This window comes from Bacteroides sp. AF29-11 (assembly GCF_003602895.1).
Taxonomy (GTDB): Bacteria; Bacteroidota; Bacteroidia; order Bacteroidales; family Bacteroidaceae; genus Bacteroides; species Bacteroides uniformis.
Genome location: NZ_QTLY01000006.1, coordinates 55,015 through 77,796, shown reverse-complemented (window position 1 = coordinate 77,796; position 22,782 = coordinate 55,015). Strand labels below are relative to the sequence as shown.

Sequence of the window (22,782 nt, the reverse complement as noted above, 5' to 3'; positions counted from 1 at the left end):
TAGGAAATCTTGATATTAAGAAAAATAGATGAAGCGGATATTGATAACTTTATATGTGCTTGCAAGTGTGGTATTGACTGCTGTAGCGCAAGCTCGTTTTACCTCGAATACAGAGATGTACAGTTTCGGCCAGATAGAATGGAAGCATCCCGTGACTGTGCAATATACCATCACCAATACGGGTGACCAGCCTTTAGTGCTTACAGAAGTGGAGCCGGATTGTGCCTGCTCCGTGGCCCAGTGGACAAAAACGCCTATTGCACCGGGGGCAAAAGGAACGGTGAATGTGACTTTTGATGCCAAGGCATTGGGACATTTCCAGAAATCCGTGGCTATTTACAGCAATGCGCAACCCAATCTGGTCTATTTGAAGTTCAATGGTGAAGTAGTACAGGAAATCAAGGACTTTACCAAGACGCATCCCTATCTTATCGGTCAGATACGTATTGACAAGAACAGCCTCGACTTTCCCGATATTCAGCATGGTGAGCAGCCGGTGATTCATATCGGCGTGGTCAATCTTTCCGACCGTCCTTATGAACCGGTACTGATGCATCTGCCTCCTTATTTGCAGACAAAAGTAGAGCCCAATGTCTTGCAAAAGGGAGAAAAAGGAGTGATTACACTTACATTGAATTCGGAAAGACTGACTGGCCTCGGACTGACTCAAACGTCGGTCTATCTTTCTCGCTTCTCCGGTGACAAGGTGGGCGATGAAAACGAGATTCCCGTTTCTGCCATTCTTTTACCGGATTTCTCCGGAATGACGGAAGTGGAGAAGGCAAATGCTCCTGCCATCAGCCTTTCTACCAAAGAAGTTGATATGAGTGCGATATTGGCAAAGAAGTCAAAAGCACGTCAGGATATTACCATTACCAATACCGGGCGTTCTCCTTTACAGATAAACAAGCTCCAGGTATTCCACCCGGCAGTGGGAGTTAACCTCAAGAAGAGTGTATTGCAACCCGGTGAAAGCACTCGCCTGCGGGTAACGGTAGTGAAGAAGAATATAGGCAAGAAGCGCCGTCATCTGCGTCTGCTGATGATTACCAATGACCCGATGCAGCCGAAAGTTGAAATCAACATTAAAGCAAAACAATAAGAAGTCGTAAAGTCCTTCATAACTCATAACTTATAACTCACAAATAGCCATGGAACATCCCGAAAATAATGAAGCATATAAAGGCTTGGTTGTCAATGCAGGCATTGAGCAACCTTCATCGGTCAATCCTTACTTGAAGAACCGTCCCAGGCGGAAGAAACGCGAGCTTTCCGTATCAGACTATGTGGAGGGTATAGTGAAAGGTGATGTTACGGTACTCAGCCAGGCTGTAACACTGGTGGAAAGTGTGAAACCGGAGCACCAGGCTGTGGCGCAGGAGGTGATAGAGAAGTGTTTGCCCTATTCGGGCAACTCCGTCCGTGTGGGTATCAGTGGTGTGCCCGGTGCCGGTAAAAGTACCTCTATTGATGTATTTGGCTTGCATGTACTGGAGGAACACGGCGGCAAGTTGGCCGTTCTTGCCATTGACCCGAGCAGCGAACGCAGCAAAGGCAGTATTCTCGGTGATAAGACGCGTATGGAGAAGCTCTCCGTTCATCCCAAGTCCTTTATACGTCCCAGTCCCTCTGCCGGTTCGCTGGGTGGCGTGGCACGCAAGACGCGTGAAACGATTGTGCTTTGTGAGGCTGCCGGTTTCGACAAGATATTTGTAGAGACGGTAGGGGTGGGGCAGAGTGAGACTGCCGTACATTCTATGGTAGACTTCTTCCTGCTGATACAGCTGGCGGGTACGGGCGATGAGTTGCAAGGCATCAAACGCGGCATCATGGAAATGGCCGATGGCATTGTTATTAATAAGGCTGATGGCGACAACCTGGAGCGGGCCAGACTGGCAGCAACGCAGTTCCGTAATGCGCTGCACCTCTTCCCGGCTCCGGAGAGCGGTTGGACACCCCAAGTGCTGACTTATTCCGGTTTCTATAATCTTGGTGTAAAAGAAGTGTGGGATATGGTCTACAAATACATTGACTTTGTGAAAGATAACGGCTATTTTGAATACCGCCGCAATGAGCAAAGCAAATACTGGATGTACGAGACCATTAACGAACAGCTGCGCGACAGCTTCTACCACAATCCGCAGATTGAAGCGATGCTGACTGGCAAGGAAAAACAAGTGCTACAGGGCAACTTGACTTCTTTTGTGGCTGCCAAGAACTTGCTGGACACCTATTTTGCAGAACTGAAGAAATAGGGGCATATCCCTTTCTCTATATCGATGACTAAGGAAAACAACATGGAAGTGGCGCGGCGGTTTACCCGCCGCCTTCATGAACTCCCTTCTGAGGAGCTGGAGCTCATTGCCGGTTTGTTTGTACGCCGTGAGGTGCACAAAGGAGAACTGTTGATTAGTGAGAAAGATATAGCCAGGGATATTGTTTTTGTAGAGAAAGGACTGCTTCGCCAGTTCTATTTCAAAGAAGGCCGGGACATTACAGAGAACTTTGCCTGCGACGGTGACGGCGCTATGTGTATCGTCAGCCTTTTCACCGGACGCCGTAATTGCCTTCAGCTGGAATCCTTGGAGGAAGGCGTCATCTGGAGCATTTCGTATGCAGGACTGGTCGAACTCTCTGAGCGTTATCTGCATATAGCCCGTCTGCTTCGCCATTTATTGGAGGGGTCTTTAATGCTTTCCCAATATAAAGCAGACTCTTGGCGTTTCGAAACCTCACGCGAGCGGTATGCGCGCTTCGTCAGGGATTATCCGGAGATAGCCCGGCGTGCCTCAGTCAATCACATAGCATCTTATCTGTTAATGACTCCCGAGTCTCTGAGCCGGGTACGTGCCGGAGTACTGTGACGGTGGAACGGCTGTTTTATACGGCTTTCCCTTCTTTCTCGAAATCCTTGCGTGACTTGCTTTGTGTCACGATGTACACTCCCAGGAATACCAAGGCTATGGCTATCCCCTTTTCCAAATTGAACACTCCCAATCCTAAGATGATGGCAACGGTTGAGGCCACGATGGGCTGCATGTAGTTGTACATGCTCACCACAGTGGGGCGCAACAGCCTCTGCGCACTCATTATGAAGATATAGGCAAGGAAGCTTCCTCCCACAACCACATATCCCGCTTGCAGCAGGGCGGCTGTAGATATTTCGCTCCACTGTATGGCAGCCACGTCGTGGTAAGAGAACGGGATGTAGCACATGGAGGCATAGACAAACATCCATTTGTTCAGGGTGATGGGAGAGTATTTTTGCGACAACCCCTTGAATACGGTCAGATAAATGGAGAAGCTGATTTGGGCGAGCAGGCAGAGAAGGTCTCCGATGAGGCTGCCATTGCCGGCACCGGTGGTCTGGCTGCTCATGATGAGTATAAATGCTCCCATAGCCCCTACAAAGATGCCCAGCACTTTCTTGTTGGTGACCGGTTCTTTCAGATAGATTGCAGCCACTATCATGGTGACGATAGGCAGCGTGGTTGTAACGATGGAGGCGTCTATGGGCGAAGTCATGGAGAGTCCGAAGATATAGACACCCTGATTGAATACCAGTGCGAAGAGTGCGGCGAAGAATATCTTCAGCATGTCCCGGTGGTCCACCTGTTCGCGTTTGCAGAATAAGGAGAGGAGCCAGAAGCAGGCAGCTGCGCCTACCATGCGGAATGTGGTTACTGACAACGCGGAAAACTCTACCAGAGCTGACTTGCCTATAGGTGCCATCAAGCCCCATAAGATATTTGCGGTAAGGGCGAACAGATGCCCTTGAATGTTCTTGTTCATACTCTTTTGTTCTTTGTGGGTGCAAAAGAACAACTATTTTCTGAAAAGAGAAAATCTTTCATTATATGATTTTTCTGGTTCATGGGCGTAGAAATAAGAGATTATCGTGTATATTTGCTTCTAATTAAAGCAAGAAACCATGGAAGTACAAGCCAATTACATCAAGCGTATCGAAATACACGGATTGTGGCATCGGTACGATATTGCCTGGGACCTGCGTCCTGACGTCAATATACTTTCCGGCATCAACGGAGTGGGGAAGACCACTATCCTGAACCGTTCGGTCAACTATCTGGAACAGACATCGGGTGAAGTGAAGAGTGACGAGAAGAACGGCGTACACGTCTACTTCGACAATTCTGCAGCCACCTTTATCCCCTATGATGTAATCCGCAGCTACGACCGTCCCCTTATCATGGGCGACTTTACGGCACGCATGGCCGATGCTAACGTGAAGTCGGAACTGGACTGGCAGCTCTATCTACTCCAGCGCCGTTATCTGGACTATCAGGTGAACATCGGCAACAAGATGATAGAACTGCTCAGCGGTGATGAAGAGCAGCGTAGCCTGGCTCCCTCCCTTTCCCTCCCCAAGCGGAAGTTCCAGGATATGATTGACGAGCTTTTCAGCTATACCCATAAGACGATAGACCGCAAAAGCAACGACATCGTTTTCTATCAGAACGGTGAGCGCCTGCTGCCCTACAAGCTGTCTTCGGGCGAGAAGCAGATGCTGGTCATCCTGCTGACCGTGCTGGTGCGTGACGATGACCACTGCGTACTCTTCATGGACGAGCCGGAAGCCTCCCTGCACATCGAATGGCAGCAGAAGCTTATCGGCATGATACGCAACTTGAATCCCAATGTGCAGCTTATCCTCACCACCCATTCGCCTGCAGTCATCATGGAAGGCTGGCTGGATGCCGTCACCGAAGTCAGCGAAATCTCATCCCTAATCCCTAATCCTTAATCCCTACCCAAGTGTCCACTTCCCTAAGACATAACCTTACTTCCGCCTATCTGGATGCCGCCCGCAAGTTGTCCCCCAAGAGAGCACGCAGGCGCATAGTGGCGTATGTGGAAAGCTATGACGACATCGCTTTCTGGCGGACGCTGCTGTCTGAGTTCGAGAATGAGGAACGTTATTTTCAAGTGATGCTTCCCTCGGCCACCTCTCTGGCAAAGGGCAAGAAGATGGTGCTGATGAATACGTTGAACACATCGGAGCTGGGCCGCAGCCTGATAGCTTGTGTAGACAGCGACTACGACTTCCTGCTGCAAGGTGCCACCAAGGTGTCGCATAAGATAAACAAGAATCCCTATATCTTCCAGACTTATGGCTATGCCATCGAGAACTTCCACTGCTTTGCCGACAGTCTGCATGAAGTCTGTGTGCAGGCCACGCTGAACGACCGGCATATCCTGGACTTCCCCGCTTTTCTGAAGCGTTATTCTCAGATTGCCTATCCGCTGTTTCTGTGGAATGTCTGGTTCTACCGCCAGCACGACACGCATACCTTCCCGATGTACGACTTCAACGCCTGCGTGCGCCTGCAGGAGATAAACCTGCGTCATCCTTACCGTAGTCTGGACGAGATGCAAAAGACGGTGTCGGCAAAGCTGTCCGAACTGCAAGCCCGTTTCCCCCGCTACATCGACCGGGTGGAGCAGCTGGGCACGGAGTTGGAACGTTTGGGACTGACTCCGGACAATACCTATCTTTATATCCAAGGACACCATATCATGGATTGTGTAGTGCTGAAAATCCTTATCCCGGTATGTACGGTGCTGCGTCGTGAACGCGAGCAGGAGATAAAGCGCCTGGCAGAGCATAACGAACAGTTCCGCAACGAACTGACGGGGTATGAGAACAGTCAGGTCAATGTATCCGTGATGCTGAAAAAAAACAGCGGCTACAAGAACCTTTATCTTTATCAGTGGTTGAAAGAAGACATTATGGAGTTCCTCGAGCGGGAGGAACAGTCGCGTAGATAAGATTGCCGTTATGATAAACATACGATTATGGAGATATTGAAGAAGATAGACGACCTTTTAATCGGGTGGGGCATATCCCCTTCCCGGGCTGATATGCTCGACCAATTCATTGCCTTCGCACTGATACTTGCCGTTGCTTTCCTGGCGGATGCCCTATGCCGGAAAATCCTGCTGAAGGTAGTGGCACAACTGGTGAAGAAGACCAAGGCTACGTGGGACGACATCGTATTCGACCGTAAAGTGATGGTGCACCTCAGCCGCATGGTGGCTCCCGTTATCATCTATCTGTTTGTTCCATTGGCATTTGTCGAAGTCGGTTCATCGGCAATGGATTTCATCCGGCGTATCTGCCTTATTTACATCATCATTACTTTCCTGAGTTTCGTTAACTCGTTCCTGAAGGCTGTTTACAGTGTATACAGTGAGAAGGAGCAATTTCGTGACCGCCCTTTAAAGGGGATGTTGCAAACCATGCAAGTCATCCTATGGCTGGTGGGCGGCATTGTGGTCGTGGGCGAACTGATAGGCCGCGACCCGCTTTCGCTGCTTGCCGGATTGGGTGCTTCGGCAGCCATCCTGATGCTGGTATTCAAGGATTCCATTATGGGCTTTGTCTCCGGTGTGCAGCTTTCGGCCAACGACATGCTGAAGGTGGGCGACTGGATTGAGATGCCCAAGTACGGTGCCAACGGTACGGTGATAGAGGTAACGTTGAACACCGTAAAAGTGCGCAACTGGGACAATACCATTACCACCATCCCTCCTTACCTGCTTGTCAGCGACTCCTTCCAGAACTGGCGCGGCATGCGCGAGAGCGGTGGGCGGCGAGTGAAGCGCAGTATCAATATCGACATGACCAGCGTCCGTTTCTGCACCCCGGAGATGCTGGCAAAATATCGCAAGATACAGCTACTGAAAGATTATGTGGAGCAGACGGAGGAAGTGATTGAAAAGTACAATGTGGAAAACGGCATCGATAACTCCATCCTCGTCAACGGACGTCGCCAGACCAATCTGGGTGTGTTCCGGGCGTATCTGACGGCTTATTTGAAAAGTCTTCCCGACGTAAACCAGGAACTGACCTGCATGGTACGCCAACTTCAGCCTACCGACCGCGGTATCCCGATAGAGCTTTATTTCTTCTGTGCGCTGAAGGATTGGGTGCCCTATGAAGGGGTGCAGGCGGATGTGTTCGACCATGTGCTGGCAATCATCCCCGAATTCGATTTGCAGGTATTCCAGTCTCCGTCCGGCAGAGATTTCCAGCGGGTACTGCCTGCTGCTTCCGAAGAAAAAGGAGCTTGATTCCGACCATCAAAAAGGCCTATATCTATTGTATTTCTCATAGGGAGTCATTACCTTTGAACCCTATACTGAAAGGTCAGAACATCCCCATCTTTTCTCCCAAAACATCCCCATGTTTTGGGGTATTACATCCGGGTGTTTTGGGTGAAAACATCCCCATGTTTTGGGGCAATACATCCGGGTGTTTTAGGTATTCAGTCATATAGTGAAAGGTATTCGGTCACGGAGTCTTTACCGTAAGGTATAGGCTTTGTGTATGCAAGTTGTAGGTGTGCCTCGCGTCGGGCGGGAATATCTTTCGTTTTTTACGAACCTAATTATAAAGAAAGATTGGTATGTCAATGAATTATGTGGTCCGCAAGAAGGTGGACAAGAGTGGAGACAAGGAAGTGGTGCGCTACTACGCGGCGTCAAAAGTGCTTCAGCCGGAACCGGTGAGCAATGACGAACTGGCCAAGAGGCTGGCTTTTGTCAGCTCTCTGCAGGTGGGCGATGCCCAGTCCGTGCTGGTGCAACTGCCGGATATTATAGCGGACTATCTGGCCAGTGGACGCACGGTGAACATCAAGGGACTTGGAAACTTTTTTCCCTCCATCACCAGCGAACCGGTGGAACGGATAGAGGACTGTACGGCAGATAAAGTGCGTATTTCGCGTATCTGCTTCAGGGCGGCAGGCAGTTTCATGCAGCGCGTTTGCCGTCGTCTGGACTTGTTCAGCTTTCAGGTTCAGGAATTGAAGAAGGAGCTGAAGAAGAAGTAAACGGTACTTTTAGTTTCTTTCTTGAAACAGCGCGTACCCCTTGAAGCCGGAAGGCATTCGAGGGGCACGCTGTTGAAGAAGTTGTGTGTTTCTTTATAGTCTTGCGGGTGCTTCTTTTTTTTACTTCACCCAGCTTCCGTTCATCCAGCTGCATTCTTTCCTGATGTCCTCGAAAGAACTGTAGCTCAGGTTGGCATTCACCTTGTTGCTTGTCACGGCGATGAAGTCGGCATGGGTGTAGATGCCTTCTTTGCTGCTCAGCTCGGCGGTGAGGGTGATGTTGGTCAGTTTGGAAGTGCCGTTTTTCAGGGCGTTTTCGGTAAGGGCGGTTTCCACGGTCAGGGGTTGGCCTTTGCCGCAGACCTTGGCGTTGTCTATTTCCACTTCCGTGCCGGCACGCAGACGGATGCCTTGCTTGCTGCCGCCGTTGCCGACGAGGATGAGGTTCTTCAATACGGGGTGGGCAACGGGAGTGGCGGCGTTGTTGCTGCCGTTGTTGTCGCACTCCATCAGGCAGTCGCAGTCGTAGCCCAGTGTGGATTCGGCTTCTTGGTAAGCCACGAGGTTGGTGCCTTTGCCGTTCCAGCCTTCGGTCCAGTCGAAGGAGTCGTCGCTACAGCTTACGGCTACGAGGTTGCTCACGTTTACCGAGCCGCCGAAGAACTCAAAGCCGTCGTCGGAACCTTTGTAGGCTTGGCAGTGGTCCACGATGGTACCGTTGCCTACGCCGTAGAAAGAGATACCGTTGGCTTCGTGCTCTTCATCGAAGGCAAAGCCGGTGTATTCCAGACGAATGTATTGCAGCGTGCCCGAGTTGTCGGCATCATCGTTGCCGCCGTAAACGGCACCGCCTATTTCAGAACTTCCCTTGCCGCCTTCGGCATTGGTGTGGGCACGTCCGCAGATGTGGATGCCTCCCCATGCACCCGGCTCTTCTTTTTCGCTGGTCATTACGATGGGTTTGTCCGGCGTGCCTACGGCGTTGATTTTACCGCCCTGCTTCACGAGGATGTAGTCTGCGATGTCATCGTAGACGGTGATAATCTTCACGCCTTCCTCTATGTGGAGCGTGGCACCTTCTTCTACGATGTATTCGCCGCTTAGCTTGTAGGTGTTTCCGGCAGCCAGGGTCACGTCGGAGGTGATGGTACCTTTCAGTATCGTACCGTTTTCGATTTCATTGCCGTTTCCGTTGCCGTCGTTGCCGTCATTGTCGTTGTTGTCGTCGCTGCTGCAAGCGGTGAGGATAGACATTCCGGCTACAAAGGCCAGAGAGTAGAATTTCCATTTCATTGTTTTCATGATTCAATTGTTTTAGTTATTATATTCAATTCATCTGTCTGTCATTCAGATTGATTCTCTTAAATCAGCTTGTTTGTCAAAGAGTGTTCTCCGTTCCCTTCAGGGGGAGGACGGGGGACTTTATAGGTTGTAGCTTATTCCCACCTCGAAGTTCGTTCCCTTGCGGTAGCGTTCCACTTCCATCTCCTGCCCCGTGGTGGGCACATCTTGCTTGAAGATGACATCGCGGTTCAGCAGGTCGTTCACTTGCAGCTTCAGGTTGAAGTGCTTGTTCAGGCTATATCCGGCGCTGAAGTTCAACGTGTGCAGCGTCTGTTGCCTGACATCGCCCAGGCCCGACACGCCTACCGCATGGATGCGGCTGCCTTGCAGGTTGTAGAGCAGGGCGAGGTTGAGTTGCCTGTCTTCACCGAAGCGCGGCGAGTAGGTGAGGTCGGCATTGGCAAGTATGGGCGATGCGCCTTGCAGCGAACGTTCCTTGTTGGTGTAGGCACCGCTTTGGGGCAGCTTCACGTTGGTGTACATGTAGCTGATGTTGGCACCCAGGCGCAGGTCCTTGACGAGCCGTTTGCGCATCTCTAGCTCCACGCCGGCAGCCATGCCGTTGTCGGCATTCTTGAAGCTGTGCAGCGTGGCGCCGCCTTGCAGGTCTTGGATGCGTTCGATAGGGCTGTCGAGGTATTTGAAGTAGCCGGTCACGGAGAGCATGTCGCCGTCCTTGCCGAAGCGTTCGTAACGTAGGTCGAAGTTGTAGTTGTAACCGTTCTGCAACTCTTCGTTACCGCGGATTTGTGCCGAACCGTAGGACTCTTGGTAGAGGAAGGGTGCCATCTCGATGAACGAGGGACGGGTGACGGTGCGCGAGGCAGAGAAGCGGATGCTGTTGGTGGGGTTCACCGCATATTTCAGGTTCAGGGCGGGGAAGAGGTCGTTCTTGTCTAAATTGCGCCGACGGGAGTACCAGTCGCCGCCGTCGCTGGCGTAGCGCACCCATTGCTTGCTCATTTCGTAGCGCAGGCCGAGGTTCACCAGGAGAGCTTCGGTGGGATAGAAGTCGGTCAGCAGGTAGGCGGAGTAGATTTCGTTTCCGGCGCGGTAGCTGTCTTTGGGCTGCATCACACGCTGTACCACGATTTGTCCGTCGGCAATGTTCTGCTGGTTGAGGAAGCCGTCGGTGTTGTAGATGTCGGTGATGACGGGGTTCAGTTTGTTCAGGTTGTAGTAGAAGCGGGTAGCGTTGTAGTCGCGGTTCTTGTCCTTGTAGTTGAAGCCGAGCTTGAGGTGGCTGGTGTCGTTCCACTTCCAGCGCATGGCGAGGTTGGCATTCCACTCTTCTTCGTCCAGGCTGCCGAAGTAGCGCATAGTCTCTTGGCGGTTCAGTTTGAAGAGCCTGAGACTGCCGTCGTTGTCTTTGACGTACATCACTTGCCGTCGGTCGGGCTCTTCGCTGCCGGTCTTGCTGTACGAGCCTCCCCAGGTCAGTTGCCACCTGTCGCCCTCGCCGAAGTTATGGATTCCGTTCAGTTGATGGTTTTGCAGGGTGTATATGTGCATGATGTTGTTGCTGCCGGTCAGCTCGTGTCCTTCGGCATCAGTACCTTCGCGGCGTTGGTAGGTGTCGATGGCATTGCGGGCGTAGAAGAAAGTGTAGCCTATGCGGTCGCTCCGGCGCAAGGTGTAGCCCAGGTAGCCGAGGGCGGCGAGCTTCAGTTCCTGCGCAAAGCTGTCGTAGGAGAAGTCGTCCTGCACGGTGCCAGTGGCTTCGAGTGTCTTGTAGAAGGCATCTTCCATGTTTTGGTAGCCGTTGCTGGCGCTGAAGGAGGCAAGCAGGCTGAGTGTCTGGTTGCTTATACCGAAGTTCTTGCCGAAACCGAGGTTTCCACCCAGTTCGGGCAACGAGCTCTTCTTGCTGGCGGCAAAGGAGGTATCGAAGATATTGTGGGTCTTCACGTATTTGTCAAACTCCATCAAGGGCATGTCGAGGGCGGCCGCGTCTACGCCGGGTGTCTTCAAGAGCGAACCGCTGCGGTCCATCTGATAGCGGTCTTTGCCTAAGGTGTTGAACTTCCCGCCCGTGTTGAGGCTCAGTTGGAAGAAATCTTCCGGTATGTTTTCTTTGGTGCTGATGTTGATGTGCGCACCGCTGTAGTCGGCAAAGGCGGCTGCGTCATACACTTTGCTGACGGTGATGTTCTGTACGGTGGACGAGGGGAACAGGTCGAGCGGCACCAGCTTGTTGTCCGGGTTGGGCGAGGCGATGGGCAGTCCGTTCAGCGTGGTGGTGCTGTAGCGGTCGCCCAGTCCGCGGACGATAAGTTGTCCGGCGCTGGCGATGGAGATACCCGTTATTTTCTTTACTCCTTCTTCCACATTGCCGATGCCTTTGAGGGACATCTCTTTGGAACCGAGGTTCTCGATGGCGAGGGTCGCTTTTTGCCGTTCCATTTGCAAGGCACGTTCGCCTTCGAGGTTCTTCTTGGCGGTGACCTGCACTTCGCCCAGGGTTTGCGTGTCCGGCTCCATGTCGAAGTTCAGCACGGTTTCACCCTTTATCTCTACGGCATTTATCGTCATGTCTTTGTAGCCGATGTAACGGACGGTGAGGGTATAGGTCCCGTTTTTCAGCTCCAGTGTATAGTTACCATCCAAATCGGCGACGGCGCCTTGTGCCGTTCCGCTCACTTGCACGGTGGCTCCCGTCAGCGGTTCTTTGGTTTGTCGGTCGGTGATTGTCCCTTTGATGGTTCCCGCCATGGCAGCCATGACGGAAAGTGTGAGGAATAAAATAAGGAAGAAAATCTTTCCTAAGTCTAACTTTGTGCTCATCTCTTTTCTTTGTACGTTTTTTAATCCGCTGCAAAGATGAGGCAATGACATTACACCGGTGATACATGGAACATACGTTTCATTTTCAAATCTATTACGATTTGGTTACCGCACATTCTTCCGGATTGTTTGTTATCCTTATATATAGGCTGCTTGGGACGAAAAAGGTCTCTAATGGTTGCTTATTAGAGTTTTATGGCTATTTTTGTATCTCAAACCAATATTGATAAATATATGGCTGTTCATCGTGACGATAGTGAACGTTTCCGGCGCCTTTCCATTCTTGGCCGGATAGGTTGGTGGGAGGCTGATTTTTCTTCAAGGCAGTATCTCTGTTCCGAATATGTCTGTAAGTTGTTAGGCTTGGAAGGGGAATACCTGAGCTTTGAGGATTTCGGTAAAATGATACGCGAAGACTATCGGGCGCGTATCAGCCGGGAGTTCCTTGCCATTCAGAATATGGAGGTCTATGAACATACGTTTCCTATCTATTCTACTGAAGGAGTGGTCTGGGTCTACTCGCGCGTGGGGTATAAGGAGCATTTGCCGGATGGTACATTGAAGGCTTTCGGAGTGTTGCAGCGCGTAGAGATGCCGAAGGAGGAGGCTGCGAAGCAGGCTTTGCAAAGAGTGAACGATTTACTTTATCGGCAGACCTCAATATCCCATTCCCTATTCCGCTTCCTGAAAGACGAGGATATAAGTGCGGGCATTTACGACATACTGAAAGATATTCTTGATTTCTTTCGCGGCGGACGTGTCTATATATTCCAATATGATGAGAAGTGCCGGTACCAGAGCTGCACATACGAGGTGGTGGCTCCGGGAGTGGCTCCTGAGAAAGAAATGCTTCAGGGAGTCCAGGCTGACAGCTTGCCGTGGTGGACGTCACAGATTATGGCACAAAAGCCCGTTCTGCTGGAAACGCTGGGGCAACTGCCGGAGCACGCTTACGCCGAATATGAAATTCTGGCGAGACAGAATATAAAGTCCTTGATGGTAACTCCGCTGGTTGCCAATGACCAGGTGTGGGGATATATGGGCATTGATTTGGTAGACCGTACCCGAATGTGGACCAACGAGGATTACCAATGGTTTAGTTCGTTGGCAAATGTCATCAGCATTTGCATAGAGTTGCGCAAAACGAAGGATGAGGCTGTGCGCGAACGTACTTTCCTCAGCAACTTGTTCCGCTATATGCCTTTGGGGTATGTGCGGATGTCCATTGTCTGTGATGAAAAGGACAACCCCTACGGGTATTATGTGACAGATGCGAATTCTATCTTTGCCGATTTTCTGGGAAAACCCGCGTCGGCGTTTATCGGCAAGACTGCCTCGTCTTTTTCAAGGGAGGCGGCCCCCAGACTGGAATATCTGCTTGAGATAGTGAACACCGGGACACATAAGGAAATGGACATGTGTTTTGAGCTCACCAACAAGCACTGTCACGTGGTGATATACTCTCCGGAAAAGAATGAAGTGGTGGCGTTATTCCTCGATACGACAGACTCGGTACAGACTCATCTGGCTTTGGACCATAGCGAAAAACTGTTCAAGAATATCTTTGCCAATATACCGGCCGGGGTGGAAATCTATGACAAAGACGGATTCCTGGTAGACATCAACAATAAGGATATGGAGATATTCGGGGTCCGTGACAAACAGGATGTCATTGGAGTGAACTTATTCGAGAACCCGAATGTGTCCGCCCAATTGGCAGAACGTATACGGACTGAGGATATGGTCGACTTTCGCCTGAATTATGCTTTCGACCGGACTGAAGGGTATTACTCCACTTCCAAACAGCCGAAGGATGTGATACATCTTTATACGAAAGTGAGCAAGGTGTATGACAGTAAAGGTAACTTTACCGGCTATGCCATGATTAACATCGACAATACGGAACGGATTGATGCCATGAGCCGTATCTGTGATTTCGAGAATTTCTTCCTGCTTATATCGGATTATGCGAAGGTAGGTTATGCCAAGCTGAACCTGCTCGACCGGAAAGGCTATGCCATCAAGCAATGGTATAAGAATATGGGAGAGGACGAGAATACCCAATTGGCGGATGTCGTGGGAATATACAGCAAGATGTACCCCAGTGACCGCAGGAGGATGCTTGATTTCTTCAGTAAGGCCCGTGTGGGCGAAGCCAAACATTTCCAGGGAGAGATGCGCATTGAACGTCCGGGCGAAAAGGGAAAATGGAACTGGGTACGTACCAATGTGGTTGTCAATCTGTTTGAACCGGAGAACGGACAAATAGAGCTGATAGGCGTCAACTATGACATTACGGAATTGAAGGAGACGGAGGCTATGCTGATTGAAGCCAAGGAGAAGGCAGAAACCGCCGACCGTCTGAAGAGTGCCTTCCTTGCCAATATGAGCCATGAGATACGTACGCCCCTGAATGCGATTGTCGGTTTCTCCAGTCTGATGGGAGAGACCGGGGACATGGAGGAAAAAAGGCAGTATATGGCGATTATTGAAGAAAACAATGACCTGCTGTTGCAGCTGATTTCCGACATACTGGATTTGTCCAAGATAGAGGCCGGGACATTTGACTTTGTGGAAAAAGAGCTGGACGTGAACGTACTATGTGAGGACATTGTGCGCTTCATGAAGATGAAGGCCAAACCGGGTGTGGAAGTTCTCTTCGACCGTCATCTGCCGGAATGCCGGATTGTCAGTGACCGTAACCGTTTGAATCAGGTCATAGCCAACTTTGTCAACAATGCCATCAAGTTCACCACTGCGGGAAGTATACGTGTAGGATATGATAAGGTGGATGAAACTCATTTGCGTTTTTATGTGGCCGATACGGGCCTTGGCATTGAGCCGGAAATGCAGGCTCAGATATTCGACCGTTTTATAAAGCTGAATACGTTTGTGCATGGCACCGGCCTGGGGCTTTCTATCAGCAAGAGCATTATAGAGCAGTTGGGTGGCACAATCGGTGTGGACAGTGAACCGGGGAAAGGCTCATGCTTTTGGTTTGTGCTGCCGATTGTATAGTATGGAAATGTGCTAAAATACACACTCACCACAAATTATGCAGATTAACACAAGTCAAAGCTCTTGATTATCAGAACTTCTAAAGATAATTTGTGCCAATCTGTGTAATTTGTGGTAAGTGATGATACCCTCCGGTTATAATCCGAATGAGAACTTGTCGATGGATTGATATACCACACTTGCAATACTCAGTACCACAATACCCAACGTGCAAATGGCCAGGCTGGCACGTGTATAGTTGTCACTGCGGAATGCTGCAATCGGCTCGTCGCTCTTGTTGATGTACATTGCCTTTACAATCTTCAGATAGTAATAAAGCGAGATGATTGTATTGATAAGGGCAATGAATACCAGCAGATGGAAGCCGCCTTCGAAAGCTGCCGCGAAGATGAAGAACTTCGAGAAGAAGCCCGCAAACGGCGGGATGCCTGCCAGAGAGAACAGTGCCAGTGTCATCAGGAACGCCAACTTCGGATTAGTGGTATACAGCCCGTTATAGTCTTCAAGTGTGAACTTGCCTGCCCGCAGTGCCACAATCGTGATAACGGTAAATACGGCAAGATTGGCAAACATATATATCAGCACGTAGTATACCAGCGACGTCATACCTTGTGCGCTTCCGCTGATGACACCCAGCATGATGTAACCTGCTTGCGAGATACTGGAGAAAGCCATCAACCGCTTCAGGTTCTGCTGGCGTAGGGCGAAGAGGTTGGCAATTGTGATGGAGGCGATGATAACCCAGTACAGCACTTCCTGCCATTGTTCCACCATCGGAGCGAATACCTTGATGAGAGTAGCCATCAGCACGAAAGCGGCAGAGCCTTTAGAGATGACACTCAGATAGGCTGTCACCGTGCTTGGAGCACCTTCGTAAACGTCTGCTGTCCAAAGATGGAAAGGCACCAGTGATATTTTGAATCCCATGCCGGAGAAGAAGAATACGAATGCCATAATCTGCAACGGGTCGCCGGTGAGGCGTGCCGGTATGTCGGCAAAGTAGAGAGTGCCTACCGTACCGTAAATCAAAGATAATCCGTATAGCAGCAATCCGCTGGAGAACAGTGCCGTGAGAATATATTTGGCACCTGCCTCGGCAGAATGGTGGCGGTATTTGTCGAAGGCAACCAGGGCTGCCATCGGGATGCTTGCCGTCTCCAGTCCGATGAAGAACATCAGGAAGTGTCCGGCAGAAATCATGAAGTACATACCCAGCAGGGTGGAAAGTGTCAGAATGTAGAACTCACCTTGTTTGATGGCAGTGTCTGGACGGCGCATCCATTCGTGCGCCATCAGGAATACAATCAGTGTACCTATACTGAGGATGGATTTCACGATGCTCTGTATCGGCTGATTGTGATACATGCCGCCGAAAGCATCTGCCACAGGACCGGGAACGATGGTGATAAGTGTGTGTATGGTCAGCAGAGCAACGGGCAGCATTGTGTTCAGCACCGGTTTGCCGTCATTCTTGTGTGCATCCGGACTCATGAAGAGGTCGGCGACAAAAAGGATGACGATGACCAATATCAGCGAAAGCTCTTCTTTGAGCAGGAGGAATTGGGAATAATCCATATCTATTTACGATTTTACGATTTACGATTTACGATTGAAATTACTCTTGGGATTTACGATTTTACGATTTACGATTGAGGTTACTCTTGGGATTTACAAGTCATTTATCAATCGTAAATCGTCAAATCGTAAATAAATCAGTTATTGGCAGCACGCTGTCTCCAATCATGCCGCTAATCCACCATGGTGCCATACCGAGGGCGGCAACGCATGCGATGAGGATAATGACCGCTGTGCGTTCATCCCAGGTAGCGTCGCTCAAAGTGAGGTGATGCTTGTTAGTGCAGGTGCCATAGAGAATCTTTCCTACCAGTCGCAGGATATAGACTGCCGTAATCACGATGGAGCTGCATGCAATGACCGTCCACACGCGGTGGAACGTATCGGGATGCTGGAACGAACCGGTGAAGATGGTCATTTCGGCAATGAAACCGCTGAGTCCGGGCAGTCCCAGATTGGCAAGACCGGCGATTACATAGCAGACAGCCAGAAAAGGCATAATCTTCATCAGACCGGAGAGTTCGCGGACGTCACGCGTATGGGTACGTCCGTATATCATACCGATAAGGGCGAAGAACAAGGCTGTCATCAGTCCGTGAGAGAGCATCTGCAGAACAGCACCCGTGCAAGCTGTCTGGTTCATCATCAGGATGGCGAACAACACCAGGCCGCAATGGCTGACGGAAGAGTAGGCATTGATATACTTCAAGTCGGTTTGTACACAAGCGGAGAATGCACCGTATACCACGGAGATTCCGGTAAGAATCAGGAATATCCATCCCAGTTCTTGTGCAGCTTCGGGCATCAGGTACATGGCTATGCGGAAACATCCGTAACCTCCCAGTTTCATCAATACACCGGCATGGAGCATGGATACGGCAGTCGGTGCGGAGGCGTGACCGTCGGGGCTCCATGTGTGGAACGGGAACAGAGCGCCCAGCACACCGAAACCGAGGAAGGTGAGCGGGAACCAGATACGTTGCTGTTCGATGGGAATATTGTGCATCTGTGCTATTTCCAATAGGTTCATAGAGGTGGCTCCGGCACCGTAGTAGATACCCAGGATACCGATAAGCAGGAAGGCGGAGCCGCCCATCAGCATCAGTGTCAGCTTCATGGCGGAGTACTCCTTGCGTCCCGACCCCCATACACCGATAAGCAGATACATGGGAATGAGGGCAACCTCGTAGAACATGAACATGGTGAACAGGTCTATCGAAATGAAGAACCCGAACACACCGATGGAGAGGAAGGTGAACCAAAGGAAATATTCTTTAGTCAGCGGTTGCAGCCTCCAGGAGGCGAATGTTCCGGTAAAGACAATGATGGCCGAAAGCAGCAGCATGGCTACCGAAATACCGTCTACTCCTACCGAATAGTGGATGTTGAGTGCAGGATACCAGACCATGTCGGCACGGAACAGCATTTCATCCGTGGCACCAGCGTGGCGTGCATTGAGGTACATCACGGTCAATGCTGCAGAAAGAACCAGCAGAGCCGATGCACCGGTCACCATCACCGCGCGTATTTGTGCGATGTTGCGGCTGAGCCAAAGACCCAGCAACATCAGCAAGGGGATGAGTACGAATAATGATAAAAAGTTCATCTTTATATTTACGATTTAACGATTTACGATTTACGATTGAAAAATTTCGGGTTATAGTAATAGCAACAGTATCAATGCCAGCGTGCCTAGCAGGAATACAAATGTATATTGCTGGATGCGTCCGCTCTGCAGACCGCGTATCTCGTCACTGGTAGCCTCGGCACTCCAGGCAAGGAAGTTGAAGAAGCCGTCGACCACATGGCGGTCCCACCAGGCGATGGGGCGGCAGATGCAGCCGAAGATGATGCGGTGGGTGATGAACTGGTAAACTTCATCCAGGTAGAAGCGGTGGTAAGCTGCTGTCCATAGGCCTTTGAAACGGCGTGCCAGCGCGTTGGCAACGGGCTGCCGGCTACCTGCATAGATGTAGGTGGCAATGGCTATGGAAACCACCGCTACGGCGATACTTGTACCTGCCACACTCCAATCCAGATGGATGCTATATGCTTCACCGTTGGAACTGATGAAGTGTCCGAAAGGAATGAAACCGGCAACTATCGTAACCACAGCAAGGAGCATCAGGGGCAGGGTCATCGCCAGAGGACTCTCGTGGGGGTGAGGCATGTGGCTGTCGCCCCCATCGCTTGCCGACTTTTGCCCCGGCTCAGAGCCGGCCCAAAAGATACCATAATAAAGACGGAACATATAGAATGCTGTCATACCTGCAATCACTGTCATAATCCATCCCATGATGGGGCTGAACTGGAAGCATGCCGTCAGGATTTCATCTTTGGAGAAGAATCCGGAGAACGGAGGAATACCTGCAATGGCAAGGCAAGCGATGAGGAACGTGATATGCGTAATGGGCATATACTTCCGCAGTCCTCCCATGGCAGACATCTCGTTGCTGTGTACGGCATGGATGATGCTACCCGCTCCGAGGAACAGCAATGCCTTGAACATGGCGTGTGTGAACAAGTGGAACATGCCTGCCATGTAGCCCAGTCCCCCTTCGTGTGGGTCGGCTGATGTACATACACCCAGCGCCACCATCATGAAACCGATTTGGGAGATGGTGGAGAATGCCAGTACACGCTTGATGTCACTCTGCACACATGCCACACTGGCGGCATAGAATGCCGTGAAGGCTCCTACGTATGCCACGATGTGCAGCACGCTGGGAGCATATTCTATGAACAACGGGAACATGCGTGCCACCAGATAGACACCTGCAACCACCATTGTGGCGGCATGAATCAGTGCACTGACCGGCGTAGGACCTTCCATGGCATCGGGCAGCCAGATGTGCAACGGGAACATGGCACTCTTTCCGGCACCACCGATGAACATCAGTCCCAAGGCAAGCGGAATCATGGCCGCACCGCCCTTTGCCAGCGCCATCTCATTAGGGCTGAAGGTGTATGTACCGGCATAATACCCATAGACGAGGATACCTATAAGGAATCCCAGGTCAGCAAAACGGGTCACGATAAAAGCCTTCTTCGAAGCGGCAATAGCCGCCGGCTTCGTATAATAGAAACCAATCAGCAGATAGGAGGACACGCCCACCAACTCCCAGAACAGATACATCTGGAAGATATTCGTTGCTACTACCAGTCCGAGCATGGACATGGTGAAGAGCGACAGGAAGGCGTAGTAACGCTGGAAACCGCGTTCGCCCTTCATGTAGCCGAAAGAGTATATGTGTACCAGCAGCGAAACGGTACTGATGACCACGAGCATCATAACCGAAATCGGGTCGAGTAGGATACCCATGTCGATACTGAGGCTTTCTGTGAAAGGCAGCCATTTGAAGTTATAGGGCATCAGCGCCTCGTACGTACCATCGGCAAGGCGGGGAGCGCTGAAGTACATTCCTGCGGTGAGATAGGAAAGCACTGCGACCACACCCAGTGCCGCAGTTCCGATAAGGCCGGCAGTGCGGTGTGACATCCATTTACCTCCAAGTCCCAGAGCGAGGAAAGAGAGGAAAGGGAGTAGAAGGATTAATATTGTATATTCCATATATACTATGTTTATCAATTATTACTATTCAAGAAACATCGCTTGGCGATTCTTGCTCTTACCACTTCATCTCATCCAGTTTGTTCACCTGGATACTGCGGATGTTACGGTAGATGTTAATCATGATGGCAATGGCTACAGCCGTTTCGGCCGCCGAGATGGCGATGGAGAATAAAGAGAAGAAATATCCTTCCAGTCCTCCGGGGAATAGGAAACGGTTGAACACCGCAAAGTTGATGTCCGTGGCATTCAGAATCAGCTCGATGCTGATAAGTATCGCCAGCGTGTTGCGGCGGGTAAAGAACCCATAGATGCCTGCGAAAAACATGATAGCCGAAACTATCAGATAATATTCCATGTGTATCATAATTCTTATCTTTTACGTGCTATTAATAATCCACCTACGATACATGCCAATAACAAGATGCTAACTGCTTCGAAGGGAAGCAGATAACCATACTTGTCACCGCTCAGCATGTGGTGACCGATGGTCTTGATGTTGACCTCCAAAGGCTCCACGTCGGTGGTGGCAATGAACTTATGCTTCAAGGTGATGAATACTACGATGATGGCACCGCCCACGGTGGCACCCAGTCCGGCAAGGAACCTGCTACGCTTTAACTTCTCGATGACATCGCCTTCGCCACTGGTAAGCAGTATGGAGAAGACGTAGAGCACTACGATACCGCCGGCATAGACCATAATCTGCACGGAACCGAGAAAGGTGTAACCCAGCAGAAAGTAGATGCCTGCCGTACCGAAAAGCACGAACAGCAGGTAGGTGGCCGAGCGCACCATGCGGTGGGTCGTTACCGTCAAGATGGAAAATACGGTGATAAAGGCCGCAAGGAAGTAGAATACTACTGTTTCAAGAGTTATTTCCATGTTGTTTAATTACAAGTTACTATTAACGAATTACTTTGTTGTCTCTTCTTTGGGAGCAGTGGGTTTCTTTTTTTCTTCTACATGGCTGCCTGGACGGTTCAGCGTCATGACCAGTTTCGTGCGGTCGAACACTGCATGCTCAAAATCCTGGTCGAACGTGATGGCATCGTGAGGGCAGGCATTCACACAGAGTTGGCAGAACATGCACGAACCGAGGTCGTATTCGTACTTAACCAATATCTTCTTTTTCTTACCGTCTTCCGTTTCAACCATCTCGCCGGTCACCTTGATGGTGTCGTTGGGACAAGCCATCTGGCACAAACCGCAAGCTACACACCGATGTTCATTTTTATCATTATGGGGCATGGTCAGCGTGCCACGGAAACGGTCGGAGAGTTTCAATGTCGAGCGGTTTTCCGGATATTGTTCGGTAGTCTTTCGTCGGCAGAATACGGTCATGGTTGTCTTCATACCTGTCAGCAGAGAAGTGACGCCGTGTATGAGTCCGCCGATATAAGAGTTCTTTTCTTTCATTACTTTTGCCTTTATTAAAATTATCCGCAAGGAAATCTTGCTCCGGCGCTACGCCGGTTAGAAATGCAATTTAAATACTACAATTAATACCATCAAAATCAAGTTCACCATAGAGATGGGTACCAGGTACTTCCACTCCAGATTCAGAATCTGGTCAATACGCAGGCGGGGGAAGGTCCACTTTATCCACATCAGCAGGAAGACTACGAAGAAGGCCTTTCCGAAGAACCATACAAATCCCGGAATGTAATCCATCACTGCGTTGAAGCCGTCCAGGCCTACGATGTGTAGCGGCATCCAGCCTCCCAGGAAGATGGTGGCTGCCACGGAGGCTACGATAAACAGATTCAAATATTCTGCCAGATAGAAGAATCCGAAGCCCATACCGCTGTATTCCGTATGGTATCCGGCAGTCAACTCGCTTTCGGCTTCGGGCAAGTCGAAGGGACCGCGGTTGGTTTCCGCATTTCCGGCAATGAGGTAGATGATGAAGGTTATCAATGCAGGGATATGTCCCTTGAAGATGAACCAGCCGTCAGCTTGTCCTTCTACTATTTCGGAGAACTGCATGGTTCCCATCAACACTACCATTGTCAGTATGCTCAATCCGCAGGACAACTCGTAGCTGATAATCTGCGCACCGCTTCGCATGGCTCCAATCAGCGAGAATTTATTGTTGGAACTCCAGCCTGCCAGCAGGATACCCACTACGCCGATACTCGATGCAGCCAGCAGGAAGAACACTCCTACATTGAAGTCCAATACCTCCAATCCCTTGTTGATGGGTAGGCAGGCAAATGTCAGGAAAGAAGCGATGATTACCATGAACGGTGCCAGATTGTAGAGGAACCGGTCAGAGAATTTCAAATCAATGATTTCCTTTGTCAACATCTTGATGACGTCGCAGGGCACTTGGAGCAATCCCCATTTCCCCACGCGCATCGGACCGAGGCGGCATTGGAAGAAGGCGCATATCTTACGCTCCATGTAAATCAGGATGATGGCAAGCACGGCATACATCAAGATGATGCATACGCCAATCACCACGCATTCGAGGAATATTGCCAGACCTTCCGGCATCAGGGAAGTCAGCATCTGGTGTATCCAGTTGGTTACTATACTAAAGTCAAACACGTTGTTCATTTACTATTTACAATTTACTATTTACAATTTACGAGGCGCTTTTTGATTTACAATTCACAATGTACAATTTACAAT

18 protein-coding genes are annotated in these 22,782 nt (G+C 50.4%); 8 read left to right on the top strand and 10 right to left on the bottom strand.

Annotated elements, in window-relative coordinates; translation table 11 throughout:
• Positions 1 to 28: 28 nt before the first annotated feature.
• Genes DWZ03_RS11320 through DWZ03_RS11310 form a run of 3 tightly spaced genes read left to right on the top strand, consistent with a single transcriptional unit; the run spans position 29 to position 2,864 of the window.
• Complete coding sequence (locus DWZ03_RS11320; protein WP_005824010.1) at positions 29 to 1,102, top strand: DUF1573 domain-containing protein; 1,074 nt, start codon at positions 29 to 31, stop codon at positions 1,100 to 1,102.
• Positions 1,103 to 1,151: 49 nt separating this feature from the next.
• Entirely contained in the window at positions 1,152 to 2,255 is a 1,104-nt protein-coding gene (gene meaB, locus DWZ03_RS11315; protein ID WP_005824008.1) for a methylmalonyl Co-A mutase-associated GTPase MeaB, read from the top strand.
• A gap of 24 nt (positions 2,256 to 2,279) precedes the next feature.
• On the top strand, positions 2,280 to 2,864 hold the full coding sequence (locus DWZ03_RS11310; protein ID WP_005824006.1) for a Crp/Fnr family transcriptional regulator: 585 nt from the start codon (positions 2,280 to 2,282) through the stop codon (positions 2,862 to 2,864).
• 16 nt (positions 2,865 to 2,880) lie between these two features.
• Here DWZ03_RS11310 and DWZ03_RS11305 read toward each other — a convergent pair whose 3' ends face one another.
• Entirely contained in the window at positions 2,881 to 3,792 is a 912-nt protein-coding gene (locus DWZ03_RS11305; protein ID WP_009037165.1) for a DMT family transporter, read from the bottom strand.
• Between the two features lie 139 nt (positions 3,793 to 3,931).
• Between DWZ03_RS11305 and DWZ03_RS11300 the strand changes: the two genes are divergently transcribed.
• From DWZ03_RS11300 to DWZ03_RS11280, 4 genes are all read left to right on the top strand, one after another.
• On the top strand, positions 3,932 to 4,762 hold the full coding sequence (locus DWZ03_RS11300) for an AAA family ATPase (RefSeq protein ID WP_009037164.1): 831 nt from the start codon (positions 3,932 to 3,934) through the stop codon (positions 4,760 to 4,762).
• A gap of 11 nt (positions 4,763 to 4,773) precedes the next feature.
• Complete coding sequence (locus DWZ03_RS11295) at positions 4,774 to 5,787, top strand: DUF4435 domain-containing protein (protein WP_117866938.1); 1,014 nt, start codon at positions 4,774 to 4,776, stop codon at positions 5,785 to 5,787.
• Positions 5,788 to 5,814: 27 nt separating this feature from the next.
• Positions 5,815 to 7,092 carry a mechanosensitive ion channel family protein gene (locus DWZ03_RS11290; protein WP_009037162.1) on the top strand — a complete coding sequence of 426 codons (1,278 nt, stop codon included), beginning with the start codon at positions 5,815 to 5,817 and terminating at the stop codon, positions 7,090 to 7,092.
• Positions 7,093 to 7,427: 335 nt separating this feature from the next.
• A complete protein-coding gene (locus tag DWZ03_RS11280) occupies positions 7,428 to 7,853 on the top strand; it encodes a DNA-binding protein (protein ID WP_087332919.1) in 426 nt (141 codons plus the stop codon).
• A 120-nt stretch (positions 7,854 to 7,973) separates the two neighbouring features.
• Here the strand turns inward: DWZ03_RS11280 and DWZ03_RS11275 are convergent, their stop codons facing one another.
• Positions 7,974 to 9,155, bottom strand: a complete 1,182-nt coding sequence (locus tag DWZ03_RS11275) for a hypothetical protein (protein ID WP_120130049.1) — start codon at positions 9,153 to 9,155, stop codon at positions 7,974 to 7,976.
• A gap of 120 nt (positions 9,156 to 9,275) precedes the next feature.
• Positions 9,276 to 11,981, bottom strand: coding sequence for a TonB-dependent receptor (locus DWZ03_RS11270; protein ID WP_120130047.1), 2,706 nt, complete (start codon positions 11,979 to 11,981; stop codon positions 9,276 to 9,278).
• A gap of 234 nt (positions 11,982 to 12,215) precedes the next feature.
• On the opposite strand from DWZ03_RS11270, the gene DWZ03_RS11265 reads away from it, so the two are divergent.
• On the top strand, positions 12,216 to 14,999 hold the full coding sequence (locus DWZ03_RS11265) for an ATP-binding protein (RefSeq protein WP_120130166.1): 2,784 nt from the start codon (positions 12,216 to 12,218) through the stop codon (positions 14,997 to 14,999).
• Positions 15,000 to 15,134: 135 nt separating this feature from the next.
• On the opposite strand, the gene DWZ03_RS11260 is transcribed toward DWZ03_RS11265, so the two are convergent.
• The 7 genes from DWZ03_RS11260 to nuoH all read right to left on the bottom strand — a co-directional run bounded on the left by DWZ03_RS11260 (position 15,135) and on the right by nuoH (position 22,698).
• The gene (locus DWZ03_RS11260; RefSeq protein ID WP_117588658.1) at positions 15,135 to 16,574 is read right to left on the bottom strand and encodes an NADH-quinone oxidoreductase subunit N; all 1,440 of its coding nucleotides are present in this window, start codon (positions 16,572 to 16,574) and stop codon (positions 15,135 to 15,137) included.
• 121 nt (positions 16,575 to 16,695) lie between these two features.
• The gene (locus tag DWZ03_RS11255; protein WP_005823976.1) at positions 16,696 to 18,180 is read right to left on the bottom strand and encodes a NuoM family protein; all 1,485 of its coding nucleotides are present in this window, start codon (positions 18,178 to 18,180) and stop codon (positions 16,696 to 16,698) included.
• A gap of 51 nt (positions 18,181 to 18,231) precedes the next feature.
• Positions 18,232 to 20,145, bottom strand: a complete 1,914-nt coding sequence (gene nuoL / locus DWZ03_RS11250; RefSeq protein WP_120130044.1) for an NADH-quinone oxidoreductase subunit L — start codon at positions 20,143 to 20,145, stop codon at positions 18,232 to 18,234.
• 58 nt (positions 20,146 to 20,203) lie between these two features.
• Positions 20,204 to 20,512, bottom strand: a complete 309-nt coding sequence (nuoK, locus tag DWZ03_RS11245; protein ID WP_005823972.1) for an NADH-quinone oxidoreductase subunit NuoK — start codon at positions 20,510 to 20,512, stop codon at positions 20,204 to 20,206.
• 5 nt (positions 20,513 to 20,517) lie between these two features.
• A complete protein-coding gene (locus DWZ03_RS11240; RefSeq protein WP_005823970.1) occupies positions 20,518 to 21,030 on the bottom strand; it encodes an NADH-quinone oxidoreductase subunit J in 513 nt (170 codons plus the stop codon).
• Positions 21,031 to 21,060: 30 nt separating this feature from the next.
• Complete coding sequence (locus DWZ03_RS11235; RefSeq protein WP_005823968.1) at positions 21,061 to 21,564, bottom strand: 4Fe-4S binding protein; 504 nt, start codon at positions 21,562 to 21,564, stop codon at positions 21,061 to 21,063.
• Between the two features lie 57 nt (positions 21,565 to 21,621).
• A complete protein-coding gene (gene nuoH, locus DWZ03_RS11230; RefSeq protein ID WP_117964943.1) occupies positions 21,622 to 22,698 on the bottom strand; it encodes an NADH-quinone oxidoreductase subunit NuoH in 1,077 nt (358 codons plus the stop codon).
• Between the last annotated feature and the right edge of the window lie 84 nt (positions 22,699 to 22,782).